Annotated in this window: 14 protein-coding genes; 7 read left to right on the top strand and 7 right to left on the bottom strand. The window is 73.5% G+C overall.

The window, feature by feature from the left end:
• Positions 1–125 precede the first annotated feature (125 nt).
• Both ASE87_RS06785 and ASE87_RS06780 read left to right on the top strand, forming a co-directional pair.
• Positions 126–2,657 carry an ATP-dependent DNA ligase gene (locus tag ASE87_RS06785; protein WP_056227042.1) on the top strand — a complete coding sequence of 844 codons (2,532 nt, stop codon included), beginning with the start codon at positions 126–128 and terminating at the stop codon, positions 2,655–2,657.
• 180 nt (positions 2,658–2,837) lie between these two features.
• Positions 2,838–4,277 carry an MFS transporter gene (locus ASE87_RS06780; protein WP_056227039.1) on the top strand — a complete coding sequence of 480 codons (1,440 nt, stop codon included), beginning with the start codon at positions 2,838–2,840 and terminating at the stop codon, positions 4,275–4,277.
• Positions 4,278–4,328: 51 nt separating this feature from the next.
• Here the strand turns inward: ASE87_RS06780 and ASE87_RS06775 are convergent, their stop codons facing one another.
• Positions 4,329–4,937 carry a MerR family transcriptional regulator gene (locus ASE87_RS06775; protein ID WP_056227037.1) on the bottom strand — a complete coding sequence of 203 codons (609 nt, stop codon included), beginning with the start codon at positions 4,935–4,937 and terminating at the stop codon, positions 4,329–4,331.
• Between the two features lie 73 nt (positions 4,938–5,010).
• Between ASE87_RS06775 and ASE87_RS06770 the strand changes: the two genes are divergently transcribed.
• The 3 genes from ASE87_RS06770 (at position 5,011) to ASE87_RS06760 (ending at position 11,431) form a co-directional block, all read left to right on the top strand.
• Positions 5,011–5,508: a DUF4188 domain-containing protein gene (locus ASE87_RS06770; RefSeq protein WP_043594226.1), complete on the top strand. Its 498-nt coding sequence runs from the start codon at positions 5,011–5,013 to the stop codon at positions 5,506–5,508.
• 139 nt (positions 5,509–5,647) lie between these two features.
• Complete coding sequence (locus tag ASE87_RS06765; protein WP_056227036.1) at positions 5,648–10,750, top strand: glycoside hydrolase family 3 N-terminal domain-containing protein; 5,103 nt, start codon at positions 5,648–5,650, stop codon at positions 10,748–10,750.
• A gap of 141 nt (positions 10,751–10,891) precedes the next feature.
• The gene (locus ASE87_RS06760) at positions 10,892–11,431 is read left to right on the top strand and encodes a GNAT family N-acetyltransferase (RefSeq protein ID WP_056227034.1); all 540 of its coding nucleotides are present in this window, start codon (positions 10,892–10,894) and stop codon (positions 11,429–11,431) included.
• A gap of 14 nt (positions 11,432–11,445) precedes the next feature.
• Here the strand turns inward: ASE87_RS06760 and ASE87_RS16660 are convergent, their stop codons facing one another.
• From ASE87_RS16660 to ASE87_RS06740, 4 genes are all read right to left on the bottom strand, one after another.
• Positions 11,446–12,222 (bottom strand): excalibur calcium-binding domain-containing protein, encoded by a 777-nt coding sequence (locus tag ASE87_RS16660; RefSeq protein WP_157489726.1) that lies wholly within the window; start codon positions 12,220–12,222, stop codon positions 11,446–11,448.
• Positions 12,223–12,385: 163 nt separating this feature from the next.
• A complete protein-coding gene (locus ASE87_RS06750) occupies positions 12,386–13,591 on the bottom strand; it encodes an alcohol dehydrogenase catalytic domain-containing protein (RefSeq protein ID WP_082452444.1) in 1,206 nt (401 codons plus the stop codon).
• 123 nt (positions 13,592–13,714) lie between these two features.
• The gene (locus ASE87_RS06745) at positions 13,715–14,308 is read right to left on the bottom strand and encodes a gluconokinase (RefSeq protein ID WP_082452443.1); all 594 of its coding nucleotides are present in this window, start codon (positions 14,306–14,308) and stop codon (positions 13,715–13,717) included.
• Positions 14,308–15,699 (bottom strand): GntP family permease, encoded by a 1,392-nt coding sequence (locus tag ASE87_RS06740; RefSeq protein WP_056048264.1) that lies wholly within the window; start codon positions 15,697–15,699, stop codon positions 14,308–14,310. Before ASE87_RS06740 ends, ASE87_RS06745 begins: the two co-directional genes overlap by 1 nt.
• 212 nt (positions 15,700–15,911) lie before the next feature.
• Here ASE87_RS06740 and ASE87_RS06735 point away from each other — a divergent pair, with 212 nt between their 5' ends.
• Both ASE87_RS06735 and ASE87_RS06730 read left to right on the top strand, forming a co-directional pair.
• Positions 15,912–16,646, top strand: a complete 735-nt coding sequence (locus tag ASE87_RS06735; protein ID WP_162235868.1) for a FadR/GntR family transcriptional regulator — start codon at positions 15,912–15,914, stop codon at positions 16,644–16,646.
• Between the two features lie 344 nt (positions 16,647–16,990).
• Complete coding sequence (locus tag ASE87_RS06730; RefSeq protein WP_043596011.1) at positions 16,991–17,302, top strand: hypothetical protein; 312 nt, start codon at positions 16,991–16,993, stop codon at positions 17,300–17,302.
• A 22-nt stretch (positions 17,303–17,324) separates the two neighbouring features.
• Here the strand turns inward: ASE87_RS06730 and ASE87_RS06725 are convergent, their stop codons facing one another.
• Positions 17,325–17,777 carry a MarR family winged helix-turn-helix transcriptional regulator gene (locus ASE87_RS06725; RefSeq protein WP_056227025.1) on the bottom strand — a complete coding sequence of 151 codons (453 nt, stop codon included), beginning with the start codon at positions 17,775–17,777 and terminating at the stop codon, positions 17,325–17,327.
• Positions 17,774–18,016 (bottom strand): hypothetical protein (locus ASE87_RS06720; protein WP_235472229.1); only part of this gene is annotated, 243 nt, incomplete at its 5' end. The genes ASE87_RS06720 and ASE87_RS06725, both read right to left, overlap by 4 nt.

Here is an 18,016-nt window from a genome sequence, read left to right as displayed (position 1 = left end):
CGGGCCGTGGTCGATGCGGCGGGTTGCCGCCGTGCAGCGGGTCGGCGCGGACCCGCCGCGGACGACACGGACCCGCCGCAGCCGGGTAGAACGAACGTGAGACGGACGACACGAGGAGGCGTGCGATGGCGGGCAAGGGACGCGGCGAGACGGTCGAGGTCGGCGGGCACCGGCTGCAGCTGACGAACCTCGACAAGGTGCTCTACCCCGACGCGGGCACGACCAAGGCCGACGTGCTGGGCTACTACGCCGCCGTCGCCGAGTGGATGCTGCCGCACGTCGAGGGCCGGCCGGCGACCCGCAAGCGCTGGGTGAACGGCGTCGACGGCGAGGTGTTCTTCGAGAAGAACCTGCCCGACTCGGCACCCGACTGGGTCGCCCGGCACACCATCGAACACAAGGACCACGCCAACGTCTACCCGATGGTGAACGACGTCGCGACGCTCACCTGGCTGGCTCAGGTCGCCGCGCTCGAGGTGCACGTGCCGCAGTGGCGGTTCGGCCCGAAGGGGGCGCAGCGCAACCCCGACCGGCTGGTGCTCGACCTCGACCCGGGCGAAGGCGTCGGTCTCGCCGAGTGCGTCGCCGTGGCGCAGCTGCTGAAGCCGATCGTCGAGGGCATGGGGCTCGAGCTGATGCCCGTGACGAGCGGCAGCAAGGGCGTGCACCTGTACGCCCGGCTCGACGGGAGGCAGACCAGCGCCCAGGTCGGCGAGGTCGCCCACGAGCTGGCCCGTGCGATGGAGGCCGATCACCCCGACCTCGTGCTCAGCACCATGGGCAAGGCCGACCGTCGGGGCAAGGTGCTGCTCGACTGGTCGCAGAACAACGGCAACAAGACGACGGTCGCCCCGTACTCGCTGCGCGGTCGGTCCCGGCCGACCGTCGCGATGCCTCGTACCTGGCGCGAGCTCGCGTCGAAGACGCTGGCACAGCTCGAGTACACCGACGTGCTCTCGCGCCTGAAGCGCCGCGGCGACCCTCTGGCCGACGTGTCGGCGCACGTGCCGGTGCCGACGGGCGAGCTGGGCGAGGACTTCCGCAACACCGAGGCCCCCGACCACGACCCGTCCGAGAAGGTGCGCGACCGCCTCGAGGTCTACCGCTCGAAGCGTGACGCGTCGAAGACCGCCGAACCGGTGCCCGCCGAGGCCCCGGCCTCGACCGACGGCACGAGCTTCGTCATCCAGGAGCACCACGCCAGCTCGCTGCACTGGGACTTCCGCCTCGAGCACGACGGCGTGTTGGTCAGCTGGGCGCTGCCCAAGGGAGAGCCCGACGACCCGGGCACGAACCACCTCGCCGTGCAGACCGAGGACCACCCGCTCGAGTACGGCACCTTCGAGGGCACGATCGCCAAGGGCGAGTACGGCGCCGGCGAGGTGACCATCTGGGACTCCGGCGAGTACGAGCTCGAGAAGTGGCGCGAGGGCAAGGAGGTGATCGTCGTGCTGCACGGCGAGCAGCGCGGCACCCGACGCGTCGCGCTGATCCACACCGGGCACGGCGGCGGGCGGGCCGAGTCGAACTGGCTGATCCACCGCATGAAGGACGACGCCGACGGCCACGCGCACGGCGGCCACGGCGCGGGGTCGCGTGTCGGCAAATCCTCACGCGCGTCACGCGCGACCGGCGGGTCCCCCGAGAAGTCGGGCCGCGCCTCCTCGGCTCGCGACGCGAAGCAGGAGTTCCCGGCACCCGACCCGGTCGCGCCGATGCTGGCGACGACGGGCGACGCACACGACGTGGTCGAGGGCGCGTGGGCGTTCGAGATGAAGTGGGACGGCATCCGCGCCGTGGCCGTCGTCCACGACGGCGCCGTCACGCTGACCAGCCGCAACGGCAACGACCTGACCCCGGCCTACCCCGAGCTGCAGGTGCTGGCCGAGCGGGTCGACGGCGAAGGAGGCGCGGTGCTCGACGGAGAGATCGTGGCCGTCGACGAGAAGGGTCGCCCCGACTTCGGGCTGCTCCAGACGCGCATGGGGCTGACGCGGCCCCGCGACGTGGCCCGGGCCGCCCGAGGCGCGCCGGTCAAGCTGCTGCTCTTCGACGTCATGCGGGCCGAGGGGCGCTCGCTCGTCAAGGACGAGTACGACGACCGGCGCGAGGTGCTCGAGCGGATCGTCGAGAGCGGCGGAGCCGTCGACGTGCCCCCGGCGTTCGACGGGGACCTGGAGGCGGCGGTCGCGACCTCGAAGCGCCTCCGCCTCGAGGGCGTAGTCGCGAAGCGGCGCGACGCGACCTACAGCGCCGGCCGCCGTTCGCACGCCTGGATCAAGATGAAGCACCACCAGACGCAGGAGGTCGTGATCGCGGGCTGGCGCCCCGGTGCGGGTCGGCGGGCGGACGGCGTCGGCTCGCTGCTGATGGGCGTGCCGGGCGAGGACGGGCTGCACTACGTCGGCCGGGTCGGCACCGGGTTCACCGACCGCGAGCTCGACGAGCTGCTGCCGTCGTTGCGGGCCGCCGAGCGGAAGACGAGCCCCCTGGTGGGCGTGCCGGCCGTCGACGCGCGCGACGCGCACTGGGTCACCCCGTCGCGGGTGGGCGAGGTGTCGATCGCCGAGTGGACCTCGACCGGCAGGCTGCGGCAGCCGAGCTGGCGGGGGTGGCGGCCCGACAAGTCGCCGGACGACGTCGTCCGCGAGGGGTGAGGCAAGGCCGTCGGGCGGCGGGCGGCCTGCGAGACCCGGCCCGCGCCTCCTGCCGCCACACCGCCACACCGCCACGAAGTGAACACGCCGCCACCCGATCGCGTGGCGGCGTGTTCATCACGTGGCGGGACATGGGGACAGCGGGGTGTCGCTCGGGGCCGCCCGGGTGTTGAGTGCAGCATGAGCACACCTCCCCCGGCCCCGAGTGACGCCGCGACCCTGCGCGGGCGGCGGGTCGTGCTCGTCGTCGCCGTGCTGGCCTCGTTCGTGGCGTTCCTCGACGGGTCCATCGTCACGGTGGCCCTGCCCGCGATCGCGCGCGAACTCGGCAGCGGCACGGCCGGCGGCGCCGCGACGGCCGGCGATGACGGTGCCGGCCTCGCCCTGCAGCAGTGGGTGGTCGACGCCTACCTGCTGACGCTCGGGTCGCTCATGCTCGTGGCGGGCTCGCTCAGCGACACGTTCGGCCGCGTGCGGGTGCTGCGCGCGGGGCTGATCGGGTTCGCCGTGACGAGCGTGCTCGCCGCCCTCGCCCCCGACCCGGGCCTGCTGATCGCCGCCCGGGCCCTGCAGGGCGTGACCGCGGCCCTCCTCGTGCCGAGCAGCCTCGCCCTCATCACCTCGACCTTCAGCGGCCCCGCGCAGGGCAAGGCCATCGGCAGCTGGACGGCCTGGACCGGCGTCGCGTTCCTGATCGGCCCGCTGACCGGCGGCGCACTCGTCGACACGCTCGGCTGGCGCTGGGTGTTCGCGGTCGTCGTCGTGCCGGTCGTCCTCACCCTCGTGCTGATGAGCCGCCTGCCCGGCGACACCCACCGAGGGCGCGACGGTGCTCCCCCGCGGGTCGACGTCGTGGGCGCCGTGCTGGCCGCGGTGGGCCTCGCCGGACCGGTCTTCGCGCTCATCGAGGGTCAGCGGGTCGGGTTCGGCACCTGGTACGTCGTGCTGCCGCTCGTGGTCGGCCTCGCCGCGCTCGCCGCCTTCGTCTGGTGGGAGCGCCGGGCCCCGGCGCCGATGATGCCCCTCACGCTCTTCCGCACCCGGTCGTTCTCGGTCGGCAACCTGGCCACGGTCGGCATCTACGCGGCCCTCAGCCTCGGCACGCTGACCATCCCGCTGGTGGTGCAGGAGCTGGCGGGTCTGACGGCGACCCTGGCCGGGCTCGTCACCCTGCCGACGACGATCGTGTCGCTCCTGTTCTCGACCCTGTTCGGCACGCTCGCCGCCACCCACGGCCCGCGCCCGTTCATGACGGTCGGGCCGCTGATCACGGCGAGCGGGTTCCTCTGGATGCTGCTGGTCGCCGATCCGATCGACGTGTGGTGGCAGGTCGTGCCCGGCGTGGTCCTCTTCGGCTTCGGCCTGTCGGTGACCGTGGCTCCGCTCACCTCGACGGTGCTGTCGCAGATCCCGGCGGCGCAGTCGGGCATCGCCTCCGCCGTCAACAACGCGATCTCGCGCGTGGCGGGGCTCGTCGCCGTCGCGTTCCTCGGAGTCATCGCCGGAGGCGCGCTCACGGTGGGCGGGTTCCATCGCGTCGTGATCGTGGTCGCCGTGCTGCTCGGGGTGAGCGCGCTGGTGTCGTTCGTCGGTCTGCGCGACCGTACCCGCGCCTCCTGAGGGCGCGGGCGCGAGGCGGCCAGCCGGACGCGACCAGCAGGAGGCGCGGCGTCAGGGCCCGAAGCGGCGCCAGGACGCGTCCTGCTGGGCCAGGCGGCGCAGGGCGAGCAGGAGCGGCTCGACCAACACGGTGCCGAGCACGACGTACTGCACCGCGGCGTCCACCGAATCGACCGGGATGCCCGCGATCTCGGCCTCGGCCACCTCGGCCATCGACCGCGCGTAGCCGTCGAGCGTCCCGTCGGGCAGCTCGAACCCTGCGGCCTCGAGTCCGTCGACCGCGACCTCGAGGGCGGCGAGCACGTCGGCCGACCCCGGGTCGGTCATCCACCCCCACCCGGCCACGAGCGCTTCGGCCCGCGTCAGGTCGACGCCTTCGGGGGCCGTCGTCGTGACGGCCGACTGGGCGACGCCGAGCACCTCGGCGACCGTCTCGTGCTCACCGTCGAGCTGCCCGAGGACGGCGCGCGCGCCGGCGACGCTGAGCCCACCCGCGCCGAGCAACGCCCGGACGAGCCGCAGCCGGCGCACGTGGTCGTCGCCGTACCGGGCCTGCGTGGCGCTGGTGCGCTCGCCCTCGGGCAGCAGCCCCTCGCGCAGGTAGTACTTGATCGTGGCGACCGGCACCCCGGTCGTCTCGGCGAGCTGGGAGATGCGCACGGACTGCCCCTTGACATTGGATAGCGCGACTCTCCAATATTGGAGAGCGCCACTATCCATCTAAGGAGACATCATGTCGAGAGTCAACCCGGGCCGCACCACGCACGAGCACGACGGCGAGCTCGTCGTCTTCCTGATCGGCATGACCGTCAACCGCTGGTGGCGGCCCGACCAGTGGGGGCCGGTGTTCGCGGCGATGGGACCGATGCTCACCGAGTTGTTCCGTGATCCCGAGAGCGGGCTCGCGGGCATGAGGCTGACGCTCGGACGTGGCGGGCCGGTGCTGGTTCAGTACTGGACCTCGCTCGAGAAGCTCTACGCCTATGCCAGCTCGCCCCAGCAGGCGCACCGGCCGGCCTGGACGGCGTTCAATCGTCGGGCACGCAAGGCCCCCGGGGCCGTCGGCATCTGGCACGAGACCTTCGTGGTCGAGCGCGCCGAGAGCATGTACGTCGGCACGGCGCCGGCGGGGCTGGCCCGGGCGACCAGGTCGGTGCCGGTCGGTCCGCGCAGCGACACCGCCCGGGCCCGAGCAGCGAGCGGCCGGACCCCCGGCGCCGCGTCGGCCTGACGGGTCCGCCACCGAGCCCCGGAGCCACCCATTGCCCCTGAGCCGCCTGTGACCCTACGATGAGCCAGACGTGAGCCGCCCTCGTTCGGGGGTGGCTCCAGCTCTGTCGTGAGACAGCCGTGATTACAAGAGAGTAATCGTGTCCGCTGCCCCTGCCCGCTCCTCCTCGACCCCCCGGTCGCGAGCCCCGCGCCGTCCGCGCCGCGGTCTCGCGCTCGCCGCCGGGACGGCCGCCGCGGCCCTGCTGCTCAGCGGCCTGCCCGCGATCGCCGCGCAGGCCGCGCCGGTCGACCTCGCCCGCTTCGGCACGGTGACCGCCTCGGCGAGCCAGGCCGACGGAGACGGCACGTTCCCCGCCGAGGCCCTGATCGACGGCGACCCGGCGACCCGCTGGGCCAGCGGCAACGGCCCCGACGAGGACGTCGAGTTCACCGCGTCGGTGATCGTCGACCTCGGCGGCACCGCCCGCGTCGACGCGATCGGCCTCGACTGGGAGTCCTCGTACGCGACCGACTACACGGTCGACGTCACGTCGGGCGATCCGACCCTGCCCGCGAGCTGGACCACGGCACAGACCGTCACGAGCGACGGCGGGCGCGACGACGTCACGCTGTCCACCCCGACCGACGCCCGCTACGTCCGGGTCAGCATGCTGCAGCGCTCGGCGGCGACCTGGGACCCGGCCCGCCCCCACTTCTACGGCTACTCGACCTTCGGCCTGCAGGTCTTCGGCGAGGCCGAGACCCGCTCGGTCACCTTCGATCGGTCGACCGCGACCGTCGCGGCCGGCCAGACCCTGACCGCCGGCCTCAGCCTGACCGGTCCGAGCGACGAGCCGGTCACGGTCCGCGTGCGCTCCACCGGCGGCACGGCCACGGCGGGCACCGACTACGCGGCCCTCGACGAGACCGTCACCTTCGCACCCGGCGAGACCAGCGCCTCCGTGGACCTCGTCACGACCTCGACGGGCGCCCTCACGCCTCGCAAGTCCGTCGAGCTGACGGCGTCCGAGCCGAGCGACCCGACCGTCGTCGGCACGCGCGCCACCCTCACCGTGACGCTCACCCCGACGGGCGCCCTGCCGAACGTCGGCGCGACGACCGTGCTCGACGACTTCGAGGGCGGCGTTCCGGCCGGCTACTTCGGCTGGGGCCAGAGCCCCGCCGTCACCCCGGCGCTCGACACCGTGGAGGCGCAGCGCGAGGGAGCGACGGGCGACCAGGCCCTGCGCGCCACCGTCGCCGGCCCGACCACCGCCGAGAGCTGGTTCGGGTTCTCGCACGACGTCCCCGCCACCGATTGGAGCGACCACGACGGCTTCTCGTTCTGGTTCAAGGGCACCGCCTCGGGCCTGCCCCTCCGCTACGAGCTGAAGAACGGCGACGGCGCCCTGTTCGAGCAGACCGTCGTCGACGACAGCGCCGACTGGAAGCAGGTCAGCGTGCTGTTCGCCGACCTGCGGCAGAAGGGTCAGCCGACGAGCGACCTGCGCTTCGACCCGTCGGCCTCGACCGGCTTCGCCGTCACCCTGACCCCCCTCGGCGCGGGCACCTGGCAGTTCGACGACGTCGCGCTGTTCGAGCGCGCGACGATGATCGAGGACTTCGAGGGCGACGTGCCGCTCGGCACGACCACCGACCCGGTCGGCTTCTTCACCTGGGGCTCCCCCGCCCCGCTCGAGCCCACGATCAGCCGCGACGTCACCGTGCAGGAGCGCGACGGCCGTGCCGACAACCACGTGTTGAGCGGCACCTCGTCGATCCCCGCCGGCGGCTACGGCGGGTTCAGCCACAACCTGGCCGACAGCCAGGACTGGTCGAGCTACCAGGGGCTGCGCTTCTGGTGGTACGCCTCGCAGGCGAACAACCCGGCCTCACCGACGGCGGGTGCCGACATCAAGGTCGAGATCAAGGACGGCGACCCGGCCGGCGGCGACACCGCCGAGACCAGCGAGCTCTGGGCGACGACCTTCAAGGACAACTGGGGCAGCAGCACCAGCCGCTGGAAGCTCGTCGAACTGCCCTTCTCGGCCTTCACCCCGTCGGGCTACCAGCCGGGCGACGCGGCGACGACGAACGGCACGCTCGACCTGACGAGCGCGTTCGGCTACTCGTTCACCTTCACGCCGGGCACGCCCGCCCCGGTCGGCTACGCCATCGACGACACGCAGCTCTACGGCACCCCGGCGAGCGCCGCGTCCGTCACGGTCGACCCGTCGCAGGACGTCTACCTCGTCGACGCGGGCGGCTCGGCCGAGATCCCGCTGACGGTGACGACGGCCGGTGACGAGCCCCTGGCGTCGGACGTGTCGGTCGACTGGTCGACCGCCGACGGCACGGCCGTCGAGGGCACCGACTACGACGCGGCCTCGGGCACCGTGACCTTCGCGGCGGGGACCGCCTCGGGGACGGCGCAGTCCGTGACCGTGTCGACCCGCGCCTCCTCGGGGGCCGCCGAGTCGAAGGAGTTCGCGGTCTCGCTGGCGTCGACCACGGCGAAGGTGGGCGACGGTCCGCGCGTCGTGATCGGCGCGCACGACCTGCCGTACCTCGACCCGTCGCTGCCGACGGCCGACCGCGTCGCCGACCTGCTCGGCCGCATGACGCTCGACGAGAAGGTGGGGCAGATGGCGCAGGCCGAGCGGCTCGGCCTGTCGTCGCCCCAGGACGTCAGCGGACGCGCGCTCGGCTCGCTGCTGAGCGGTGGCGGCTCGGTGCCCGAGGGCAACACCGCGGTGGCATGGGCCGACATGGTCGACGCGTACCAGCGCGAGGCGCTGTCGACGCGGCTGCAGATCCCGATGGTCTACGGCGTGGACGCCGTGCACGGCCACAGCAACGTGGTCGGCGCGACGATCTTCCCGCACAACACCGGCCTCGGCGCGACCCGTGACCCGGCCCTGGTCGAGCGCATCGCCGAGGTCACCGCGACCGAGGTGCGGGCGACCGGCGTGCCGTGGACCTTCGCCCCCTGCCTCTGCGTCTCGCGCGACGAGCGGTGGGGCCGCAGCTACGAGTCGTTCGGCGAGGACCCCGACCTGGTGCGCACCTTCGCGGCCCCGTCGGTGATCGGCCTGCAGGGCGAGGACCCGACCGACATCGGCGGCGCCGACGAGGTGCTGGCCACGGCCAAGCACTGGGCCGGCGACGGCGGCACGAGCTACGACGAGTCCGTGGCCGGCACGGGTGCGTACCCGATCGACCAGGGCGTCACGAACGCCGACTCGCTCGAGGACTTCACCCGGCTGCACGTCGACCCGTACCTGCCGGCCCTCGAGGCGGGCGTGGGCACGATCATGCCGTCGTACTCGGCGGTCGACCTGGGCGACGGGCCCGTGCGCATGCACGAGAACGCGGCACTGAACAACGACCTGCTGAAGGGCGACCTGGGGTTCCAGGGCTTCCTGATCAGCGACTGGGAGGGCATCGACAAGCTGCCCGGCGGCAGCTACGCCGACAAGGCCGTGCGCTCGGTGAACGCCGGGCTCGACATGGCGATGGCGCCGTACAACTACGGCGCGTTCATCGACGCGATCGTGGCGGCCGTCCGCTCGGGCGACGTGGCCGAGTCGCGGGTCGACGACGCCGTGCGTCGCATCCTCACGCAGAAGTTCGACCTCAACCTGTTCGAGCAGCCGTTCGCCGACCGCACCAACGTCGACGGCGTCGGCTCGGCCGAGAACCGCGCCGTCGCCCGTCAGGCCGCCGGCGAGTCGCAGGTGCTGCTGAAGAACGCCGGAGGCGCGCTGCCGTTGGCCGCGGGCGCCGACCTGTACGTGGCCGGCTCCAGCGCCGACGACCTCGGCCGCCAGATGGGCGGCTGGACGATCAGCTGGCAGGGCGGATCGGGTGACACGACGACCGGCACGAGCATCGCCGAGGGCATCCGCGAGGTCGCGCCCGAGGCGTCGGTCACGCTGAGCCCCGACGCCTCGGCACCGATCGGCGCCGGTCAGACCGGCGTCGTCGTGGTCGGCGAACGTCCGTACGCCGAGGGCCAGGGCGACGTGCCGAACAACGGTTCGAGCCTGTCGCTGACGGCCTCGGACCAGGCGATCGTGGACGAGGTCTGCGCCGCCACCGAGTCGTGCGTGGTGCTGGTCGTCTCGGGCCGCCCGCAACTGCTGGGCGACGTCGTGAGCGTGGCCGACGCGGTCGTGGCATCGTCGCTGCCGGGCTCCGAGGGCGCCGGCGTCGCCGACGTGCTGTTCGGCGACCGGCCCTTCACCGGGCGCCTGCCCGTGACCTGGGCGGCCCGTGCCGACCAGGTGCCGATCAACGTCGGCGACGCCGACTACGAACCGCTCTACCCGTACGGCTGGGGTCTGCGCACCGACGGTGCCCGCGAGCGTCTGGAGGCGCTGGTCGCCTCCCTGCCCGAGGGCGCGTCCCGTGCCGCGGTGCAGGCCGTGCTCGACGCCGACGTGTGGGACGGCGACGGTGCGGTGACGGACGCCGCCGCCGCGCTGCGCCTCCTGCTCGCCGCGGTCACCCCGTTCGCCGGGACCGACCTGGGCACGATGGCCACGGCCGACGACCTCGTGTCGGTCGCGCGCGACCTCGCCCAGCAGGCGATGGTCGACGGCACGGCGGTCGACGGATCGGCGGCCCTGACGGCCGACGCCGAGAACGCGCTGCAGCGCGGGCTGCCCGACGTGGCGCTCGCCCGGTTCGCCTCGGTGCTCGGCATCGACCTGGGTGTCGTCGAACCGACGAAGGACGTCGTGCCCGGCACGCTCGACCCCGCGACCGCCCGCCCGGGCGACACGGTGTCGATCACGGCGACCGGCTTCGTCGCCGGCGAGGACCTCGCGGGCACCGTGTTCTCGGAGCCACAGTCGATCGGCGCCACGACGGCCACGGCGGCCGGCGTCGGCGTGCTGCGGTTCGTCGTGCCGGCCGACCTCGAGCCGGGCGCGCACGTCGTCGAGCTCGAGGGGACGGGGCAGCTCGCCCGGGCCACCCTGACGGTGCTCGCCGCGGCGGCGCCGGGCGACCCCGGGACGCCGGGTGGCGGGACCCCCGGTGCCGGCACGCCCGGCACGCCGGGTGGTGGCGGGCCGGGCAGCGGCTCGGGCTCGGGTTCCGGCTCGGGTTCCGGCTCGGGCGGCACCGTCGTGGCGTCGCCGGCCGGGCTCGCCTGGACCGGCTCGGGCGAGTGGATCGGCATCGCCCTCGCGGCGTTCCTGATCGTGGCGCTCGGGATCGCCCTGCGGCTGCGTCGCCCGCGCGACCGCCGCTGACGCGCTCCGCCGCACCGCGCCTCCCCTCGAACCCCGTTCCGAGCGATGCACCCCGTTCCTTCGGGGTTCATCGTTCGGAACGGGGTTCTTCGTCCCGTCGGAGCTGCGTCGCCGGCGTGCACCCGCTGCTAGCGTCGCGGGGTGCTCACCACCGACCGCCTGCTGCTGCGCCGCTGGCACGAGTCCGACCGCGAGCCGTTCGCGGCCCTCAACGCCGACCCCGAGGTGATGAGGTACTTCCCCTCGACCCGCACGCGCGCCGAGAGCGACGGCATGGTCGACCGGCTCGACGCCGCGATCGAGACGGACGGCCTCGGACTGTGGGCAGTCGAGCGTCGCGACACGGGTGCCTTCGTCGGCTTCGTCGGGCTGTCCCGCCCCTCGTTCGACCCCGCGCTCCTGGGGCAGGTCGAGATCGGTTGGCGGCTCGCCCGTCAGGCCTGGGGTCGGGGCTTCGCCACCGAAGCCGCCCGCGAGGCCGTCCGGTTCGCGTTCGACCCGTCCGGCGCCGACCTGCCCGCCCTGATCAGCTTCACGGCGGCGGTCAACGAACCGTCCCGCCGCGTGATGCTCCGCCTCGGCATGACGCACGACCCCGCCGACGACTTCGAGCACCCCGCGCTGCCGCCCGGCCACGCGCTGCGGCCCCACGTCCTGTACCGGCTGAGCCGCGCCTCCTGACGCCGAGCGCTAGCTCACTCGCAGCCGATGCCGTCTCCGTCGCGATCGAGGTGGCTGGCGTAGCCCGGGTCACCGACACGGACCGGCGCGGCCCCCGCAGCTCGAGCCGCCGTGCAGTTGGCGTAGTAGGTGGACGTCGGACGGGCCGGCGCCTGTGCCGCAGCGGCAGCTGCCGCTTGGGCCGCGGCCACCCGGTCGGCTTCGGCCTGGGCGGCGGCGACCTGCTCCGCCGCGACACGCTCGGCCTCAGCCTGGGCAGCTGCGGCCGCGGCGGCCTGCTCCGCCGCCGCCTGTTCCGCTGCCGCCTGCTCCGCCGCCACGCGTGCGGCCTCGGCTGCCTCGGCCTCGGCACGGTCCGCCTCGAGGCTGGCTCGGGTGTCCTTCTCGATCTCGGCTGCCTCTTCGGCACGCTCCATCCGCTCGGCCCGATCGGCCTCGGCTTGTGAGGCGTCGGCGAAACCGGCCGCCGACGGGGCGTCACCGGCGGCGGTGCTCGGCTCGCTCGCCGGTGCGGGAGCAACGACGGCACCCACCACCAGCACCACGACAGCGCCGAGGACGGCAAGGGCGCCGACGCCTCGCGAGGCGAAGCCGAGGAGGCCCTTGCGACCGCTGACGACGGTGTAGAGAGCGAAGCCTGCGCCGAGGAGGCCGGCCATGATGAGCAGGCCACTCAGACCCGACGAGACGAGTCCGAGCAACAAGGCGAGCACGACCAGGGCGTATCCCACGTATCGCGGGCGGAATCTGCGCGATCGAGCGTCGGAGGAGGGCGGGGTGACGTTCGTCATCGAGGATTCCTGTCCAGCGGGGTGACGGCTCGTTCGGGTGAGAGCCGTGATGACGATAACTCATTTCGAGGCATCTCTTGTCCCCCCGTCTGGGGCTGACCACGTCACCTCGGAGAAGCCCGCGCCGTGGACAACCGACCGGCATCCCAGACTGGTCCTCGGATCAGCCAGACACGCCGCCGACGCCGACCACCCCGTCGTCCGCGCCCGCCGCGGCGAGCGCCTCGCCCACCTCGGCCAGCGGGATCGTCCTGCCGACGAGCGACTCGAGCGGCCACCGCCGCCACGCCTCGGACGCCCACGCCACGGCCGCATCCAGCCGCGCGGGCTCGGCGTCGCGCACGCCGACGACCGTGACGAGCTCCTCGACCAGCTGGGCGCCGCTCACGCCCACCTCCCGACCGCCCGCCGCCACCGCTGCCGCCCCCGCCAGCACCACGACTCCCCCGACGGCCATCCGTCCGACCAGGGTCGACGCCCCGGCGACCCCGTCGAACGCGAGCCCGACCGTGCGGTGACGCCCCGACCGGTCCACCGTCGCCAGCACGCGAGACAGGACGTGCGGCCCGGTCGACGCCGCGGGGTCGGCCACGGCGACGGCGCCGAACGCGCGCGACCGCTCGCGCCGCGCCTCCTCGGGGTCGACGACCACGACGCGCGCCCCGGCGTCGGTGGCCACCGCCGTCGCGACCAGTCCGACGGCACCCGCCCCCGACACGACGACGACCTGCCCCGCGAGCGACGGCACCCCCGACAGCCCGAGCACCGAGGAGGCGCGGTGCAGCACCTCCGCGGCCGTCGCGGTGACTCCCGCCACCGGGGCGAGCACGGCGGCGGGTACGTCGTCGGTGACGACCACCACGGTGGTCCCCCGGCGCAGGTGCACGTGGCTCGCGACCGTGCCGGACAACTGCCAGCTGCGCCGCGTGCGCTCCTCGCCGTACCGCTCCCCCGAGACGCACGCCGAGGCCAGGCCCCGGTGACACGGGACGCACCGCCCGCAGGCCACCGTGCGCGACCAGACCACGCGCATGCCGGGCCGGAGCCGCCGGCCGTCGTGTGCTCGCGCGTGCTCGTCGGCCTCGACGACCCGCCCGACCGCCGAGCCGCCCGGCACCACGGGCAGGGACGCCGCACCCCGCCCGGTGAGCGAGTGCACCTCGTTCGGGCCGACGGCGGCGAGCTCGACGGCGATCAGGGCGTCCCCCCGCGCCAGGCGCACGCCGGGCACCGCGATTTCGCTGAAGCCGAGCCCGGTGCCGAGCCAGACCTGCGCCGTCGCCGGCGGGTCGAGGCACACGTCGTGACCGTCGAGCACGGGGCGCATCGGGTCGGCCCGCAGCCGCCTCGCCTGCGTCGCCCTCGACATCGTCCCGCCCTTCGCGCCCGGCCTCCGGTGCACGCCGCGAGCCTAGGCAGGGCGGGTGGCGGCCCGGCGAACCCCCGGCGTCCACCGGGTGAACGCGCCGGACCGCAGGAGGTGCGGATCGGCTCAGGCGACCGGCGTCAGCCCCAGCGCCCGGATCACGTCGTCGGCCTCGTCCTCGGGCGACCGGCCGGCGTCGACCACGACGTGCCGCTCGTCGGCCTCGGGCGGTTCGAGCGTCGCGACCTGCGAGTCGAGCAGGGCGGTCGGCATGAAGTGGCCCTCGCGGGCGGCCATGCGGTCGCCGAGCAGGTCGCGGCTGCCGCGCAGGTAGACGAAGACGACGTTGTGCTCGCGCAGCACGTCGCGGTACTTCCGTTTCAGCGCCGAGCAGGTGATCACGCCGGGCACGCCCGCCAGGGCGTGTTCGACGATCCAGGACGAGACCGTGTCGAGCCAGGGTGCCCGGTCGTCGTCGTCGAGCGGGGTGCCGGCCGCCATCTTCTCGACGTTCTCGTCGGGATGCAGGTCGTCGCCCTCGTACGAGTCCCAGCCGAGCCGCTCGGCGAGCAGGGCCGCGACGGTCGACTTGCCCGAACCCGACACGCCCATGACGACGAGCACGGGGTCGGCGGCGTACGGACCGCCCGCCGGCACCGCGCCTCCCGCATCCGGCGCGGCAGCCGAGGAGGCGCGGTCCGCGTTCTCGAGGACGGTCATCAGATGAACACGCTCGCGAGCATGACCCCGGCGAGGGCCGTGAGGCTGAGGACGCACTCCATCAGGCTCCAGGTCCTGAAGTTCTGGCCGACCGTGGTGCCGAGGTACTCCTTGATCAGCCAGAAGCCGGCGTCGTTCACGTGCGACAGGAAGACCGAGCCCGCACCGATGGCGAGCACCAGCAACGACGCCTCGGGGGTCGACATGTCGGCGGCGAGCGGGGCCATGATGCCGGCGGCCGTGACCGTGGCGACGGTGGCCGACCCGGTGGCGACGCGGACGAGCGCCGCGACCACCCAGGCGACGAGCAGGACGCTCACGCCCGACTCCGACACCGCGTCACCGATCACGGTCCCGATGCCCGTGTCGATCAGGACCTGCTTGAACCCGCCACCGGCGCCGACGATGAGCAGGATGCCGGCGACGTCGGGCAGCGACGAACCGAGCGTCTTCGACACGGCGGCCTTGTCCATGCCCCCGGCGCGGGCGTAGAAGACCATCGCGTAGAGCACGGCGACGGTCAACGCGACCATCGGCGTCCCGAGGAACTCGAGCAGGTCGACCCAGGAGCCGGTCGCCGTGGGCAGCGCCGCCTCGCGGATCGAGCGCGCGAGCATGAGCACGACGGGCAACAGGATGCCGATCAGGGCGTTGACGAAGCTCGGGCGCCTGCGGGCCGAGCCCTCGCCGCCGTCCTCTTCCTTCGAGACGAAGAGGTCGGGGACCGGCACGGGCGCCCACTTGGCGGCGAGCGTCGAGAACAGCGGGCCGGCGACGATCACCGTGGGGATCGCGACGAGCACGCCGAGGCCGAGCGTCAGGCCGAGGTCGGCGCCCACGGTCGAGACGGCGAGCAGCGGGCCGGGGTGCGGGGGCACGAGGGCGTGCATCGCCGAGAGGCCGGCGAGCGCCGGGATCGCGATGCGCATGAGCGGCAGGCCCGACCGGCGGGCGACGAGCACGATAACGGGGATCAGCAGCACGAGGCCGACCTCGAAGAACATCGGCAGGCCGATCAGCGCGCCGATCAGGGCCATCACCCAGGGCAGCGCCTTCTGCGACGAGCGCGAGATGAGGGTGTCGACGATGCGGTCCGCTCCGCCCGAGTCGCTGAGCAGCTTGCCGAACATCGCGCCGAGCCCGATCAGGATGCCGACGCTCGTCATGGTCGATCCGAAGCCCGTGCCGAAGCTCGTGACGGCGTCGCCCGGGGCGAGGCCGGCGCCGATGCCGACCCCGACGGCGCCGAGCAGCAGCGCCAGGAAGGGGTGGACCTTGAGCCAGGTGATGAGGCCGACGATCACGACGATGCCCACGAGGGCCGCGATGATCAACTGCGCGTCGGTGCCCGAGGGCGTGGGGGCGGCCGTGGCCGCTGCGAGGAGGTGCATTCCGTCGCGTCCTTCCGAGGACGCTTCACTGCGACCTCTTCGTCGTGGGCCGGAGCCCGGGGGGTTGTCGTCCGTCGGCGCCGGACGGATGTCTGGCAGTCTTGTCCCACGGACGAACCTGATTAGTGTGAATAATCAGACTTATGGAGTGTGCCACAGTCGGCACCACCCCGCCACCTGCCTGCCCACCCCCCTCGATCAAGGAGTCGTCGATGACCCCCGGCCTGGCAGCATCACGAGAACGCGGCCTGCACGCCCGGGTGGTCGACGTCCTCGGAAGCGAGATCGTCGACGGTCGACTGGCCGTGGGCTCCATCCTGAACCTCGACGACCTGGCCGTCCGCTTCACGGTGTCCCGCTCGGTGCTGCGCGAGGCCCTGCGCGTGCTGCAGTCGCTCGGCATGGTCGAGCCGCGTCAGCGCATCGGCACGCAGGTGCTCCCCCGCACCTCGTGGGACCTCATGAACCCGCAGATCATCCTCTGGCGCGGCCGCAGTCCCGAGTACTTCGTCCAGATGCGCGAACTGCTCGAGCTGCGGCTCGGGCTCGAGCCGGTCGCGGCCCGACTGAGCGCGCTCGCCTTCACCCCCGACCAGGCCTCCGCCGTCGAGGACGCCGCCCGCACCATGGTCGCCGCCGCCGCGTCCGGTGACGGTCGCGCCTACCTCGAGGCCGACGTCGAGTTCCACACGGCCGTGCTGCGCGGCTCGGGCAACGACGTCATCGGCCACTTCGCCTCGACCGTCGAGGCCCTGCTGCGCACCCGGACCGAAGAACGCCGCTTCACCATCACCGACTACACGCCCGCGGCGGCCGAGCTGCACCTCGACCTGGCCCTCGCGATCCGGGCCGGCGACGCCGACGAGGCCTTCTCCCGCTCGTGGCGGCTGATCGACACGACCGTCGACGAGTTCGTCGCCGAGTCCGGCGGCTCCCCCGCGACCTGACCCGCGCCTCCCGCCCTCACGCCGAATGCCGGCCGGCCCCTCTCTTCCGCTGTGCACTTCGCGACCACACGACCACGACACGCCGCCCGATGCGCCTCCCAGACGGCGCGTCGGCCGTCCTTGTCGGGTTCGGCACGTCCCGGACCCTCCGGCCTGTCGGGTTCGGCACGTCCCGCACCCTCCGGCCGGTCGGGAACGGCTCAGCTCGACCGGGCGACAGTCCCGGACGCCGCTCACACCCGCACGTCACTCACGGCCGACACACCGAGGAGGCGCGGTGGACGCACAGGCGCCCGTCACGTCCCGTTCACGCCCCGGTCGCCCCCGGGGTGGAGCATCGACGCATGATCTCGCTCAGCGCACTCGTGAAGCCGAAGGACGGAATCCACTCGGTCCGCCTGCTCGAGAAGAGCCTCCGAGACCACTACGAGAACGTGCCCGTGAAGGACCACCAGTACCTCGTCCGGTTCGCCGACGGCCCGGCCCTGGTGACCGACGAGCTCGCGGGCCTGCGGGTCGACGTCGTCGTCTCGGACGAGCGGGCCGCGACGCACTTCCGCGAGGCGCTGGCGGGCGAGATCGCGACCCGCGTCCTCGGACGCACCGTCGACGTCGTGTGGTCGCGGTCGGCGACCGTGCCCGCGCCGCTGCGCTGAGGCGCGTTGGAGACCGACGGGTTCAGTCACCCTCGGCGTCGGCGGCGACGATCAACTTCGTCATCGTGCGGTGCAGCACGACGAGCTCGTCGTGCGTCACCCCGAGCCGCGCCATCATGCGCCCGGGGATGCTCTCGGCCTCGCGCCTCAGGGCGGCACCCGCCGGGGTCAGCTCGATCGACAGCGCCCGCTCGTCGTCGGCCCGTCGCCCGCGGGTCAACAGCCCCTGGGCCTCGAGCCGCTTCAGCAGTGGACTGAGCGTTCCCGGGTCGAGCCGAAGCAGGCGGCTGAGTTCACGACCCGAGAGTGGTGCGTGCTGCCAGAGGGCCAGCATGACGAGGTACTGCGGGTGCGTCAGCCCGAGAGGCTCGAGCACCGGACGGTAGGCCGCCACGACGCCCCGCGACGCGACCGAGAGCGCGAAGCAGATCTGGCTCTCGAGTTCGAGCGGGTCCTCGACGCCGGCGGCACTCATGCCCGAGGCGCCGGGCAGTGCACCATGGTGCGGACGCCCGTGCGGTCGACGACGTGCTCGTCCATCGGTGCACCGCAGAGCGGGCAGACGCCGCCGTGCTGCGGCGCGACCGCCGGGGCCTCGTTCTTCAACCCCAGCTGGGCGCCGCCGATGTAGGGCCGCAGCCGGGCGTTCATGCGCTCGACCAGGTCGCCGAACCTGCTGCCGTGGTCGTGGTTCCGCTCGGGTCTCGTCATGAT

Source organism: Frigoribacterium sp. Leaf44 (assembly GCF_001421865.1).
Classification (GTDB): domain Bacteria; phylum Actinomycetota; class Actinomycetes; order Actinomycetales; family Microbacteriaceae; genus Frigoribacterium.
The sequence above is the reverse complement of the archived record's forward strand: the minus strand, read 5'-3'. Positions and strand labels throughout refer to the sequence as shown.